We start from the raw sequence: 2,430 nt of genomic DNA on the forward strand, positions 1-2,430 counted from the left end.
GGCAGTGGTCACCACGGCACGCGCGGCGTCCACCGCGATGTCGGCGGTCCGCCGGCACCCTGCGGGGGAACACCCGCGCACGGGACGGCCGTCCGGGATGTCGGTGATGCCGGGACTTCCGTGCGCCTCCTTCGCGCGCGAACGCGCGCGTGTACGGGGACCGAGCGGGCGGTCGAGCGGGGGACCCGGGTGCCGGACCTGGGGGACGGCGTTGTCAGTGGTGGCCCGTATCCTCAGTGACCATGCTCGAAGACCGTGCGACCGCAGCGCCCTCCGCCACCCCGTGGCCGGCCGCGTATCCGAAGGGATACGCGGTCGTCGACGTGGAGACCACCGGACTGGCCCGGGACGACCGGATCATCTCGGCGGCCGTGTACCGGCTGGACGCGCGCGGCGAGGTCGAGGACCACTGGTACACGCTGGTCAACCCGGAGCGCGATCCGGGGCCGGTGTGGATACACGGTCTGACGAGCGAGGTGCTCGACGGCGCGCCGCTGTTCGCGGATGTCGCCGAGGAGTTCGCGGCCCGGCTGGACGGCCGGGTGCTGGTCGCGCACAACGCGGTCTTCGACTGGCAGATGATCGCGCGGGAGTACGCGCGCGTGCGGCGCGAGGCGCCGGTGCGGCAACGGCTGTGCACCATCGCGCTGTCGAAGGAGCTGGGGCTGCCGCTGCCCAACTTCAAGCTGGAGTCGCTGGCGGCGCACTTCGGGGTGGTACAGCAGCGGGCGCACCACGCGCTGGACGACGCGCGGGTGCTGGCTGAGGCGTTCCGGCCCAGCCTGCGGGCCGCGGCGGCGGGCGGGGTACGGCTGCCGCTGCTGGAGTGCCGGCCGCTGACGGAGTGGTCGGACCGGCCCGTGCCCCGGCAGGCGACGGCCGGCTACGGCGGCTATCCGACAGCCGGTTGGCGACCCTCCCGCAAAAGGCCCGCATGCCCCTATCCCAACCCGGGTCGCTACGAAGACGGCAAAAGGCTCAAACAGGGCATGCGGGTCGCCTTCTCGGGTGACACGTCGACGGAGCGCGAACTGCTGGAGGACCGCGCCACCGAGGCCGGGCTGCACGTGGCCACCAGCATCTCCCGGCTGACCAGCCTGCTGGTGACGAACGACCCCGACTCGGGCACGTCCAAGACGGTCAAGGCCCGGCAGTACGGCACGCCGATCGTGGACGAGGCCGCGTTCGGCCAGTTGCTGCGGGACGTGGAACCCGCCGGCGAGTAGCTCCCGCCGACCCCGTGCGGTTCATCGTACGAACGGGTGATTGCCCCACGACTCACCCGGCGGCGGCTCGCCGGGGGTTCGGTGACGGCTCACCCTGTGGCGCATGGCGACATGCGAAGTTTGCGGCAATGACTACGGAATGACCTTCGAGGTGCACGCCCAGGGCGCCATCCACGTCTTCGACTGCTTCTCCTGCGCGATCCACCGCATGGCCCCGATCTGCGAGCACTGCCGGGTGCAGATCATCGGCCAGGGCGTGGAGGTGGAGGGGCACTGGTTCTGCGGCGCGCACTGCGCCCGGGCCGAGGGGAGGATCGGCATCGTCGACCGGGTCTGACCCGGTACCCGCCTGAACGCACCCCACGGCGCGGAGGTACCGTCGTGGGGTGCACCGCTACCGCTTCCTGCTGTCCCGCCAGTGGGTGATCCTCACGCTCGTCGCGATCGCGCTGATCCCGACGATGATCCGGCTGGGCTTCTGGCAGCAGCACCGCTACGAGGAGCGCACCGCGCGCAACGACCTGGTCTCCGCCGCGCTGCACGCCGACCCGGTCCCGGTGGAGCGGCTGACCTCCCCCGGGCACACGGTGACCCGCGCGGAGAAGTACCGCACGGTCACCGCGACCGGCACCTTCGACACCGCCGAGGAGGTCGTGGTCCGCCGCCGTACCAACTCGGACGGCGAGGTCGGCTTCCACGTCCTCACGCCCTTCGTCCTCGACGACGGCAAGGTGCTGCTCGTCAACCGGGGCTGGATCCCCGCGAACGGCGCGCAGACCGACTTCCCGAAGGTGCCCGCGCCGCCGGCCGGGCGGATCACCGTCACCGGACGGCTGATGTCCGACGAGACGACCGCGGCGAGCGGCATCAAGAACGTCAAGGGCCTGCCCGACCGGCAGATCATGCTGATCAACAGCGCGGAGGAGGCGCGGCGGCTGGACGCGCGGGTGCTCGGCGGCTACATCCAGCAGACCGCGCCGCAGGCGAAGAACGGCTCCCCGGAACAGATCTCCGACCCGGGCAGCGAGGACGCCCCGCTGAACTACGCGTACATGATCCAGTGGTGGCTGTTCGCGGCGGCCGTCCCGGTCGGCTGGTGGTTCCTGGTCCGCCGCGAGCTGCGCGACCGCGAGGAAGCCACGGCGGAACAGCGAACCGAGGAAACCGAACCGGCGTCGGTCTGAGCCCCACGCAAACCTGCGGC

Annotated in this window: 3 protein-coding genes; all 3 read left to right on the forward strand. The window is 71.6% G+C overall.

What is annotated here, in order from left to right:
• Nucleotides 1-242: 242 nt before the first annotated feature.
• The 3 genes from H5J33_RS31155 (at nucleotide 243) to H5J33_RS31165 (ending at nucleotide 2,410) form a co-directional block, all read left to right on the forward strand.
• A complete protein-coding gene (locus tag H5J33_RS31155) occupies nucleotides 243-1,226 on the forward strand; it encodes a DEDDh family exonuclease (RefSeq protein WP_181798112.1) in 984 nt (327 codons plus the stop codon).
• A gap of 103 nt (nucleotides 1,227-1,329) precedes the next feature.
• Entirely contained in the window at nucleotides 1,330-1,563 is a 234-nt protein-coding gene (locus H5J33_RS31160; RefSeq protein WP_181798113.1) for a hypothetical protein, read from the forward strand.
• A 49-nt stretch (nucleotides 1,564-1,612) separates the two neighbouring features.
• A complete protein-coding gene (locus H5J33_RS31165; RefSeq protein ID WP_181798114.1) occupies nucleotides 1,613-2,410 on the forward strand; it encodes an SURF1 family protein in 798 nt (265 codons plus the stop codon).
• Nucleotides 2,411-2,430: the final 20 nt, after the last annotated feature.

This window comes from Streptomyces sp. WELS2 (genome assembly GCF_013870595.1).
Lineage (GTDB): Bacteria > Actinomycetota > Actinomycetes > Streptomycetales > Streptomycetaceae > Streptomyces.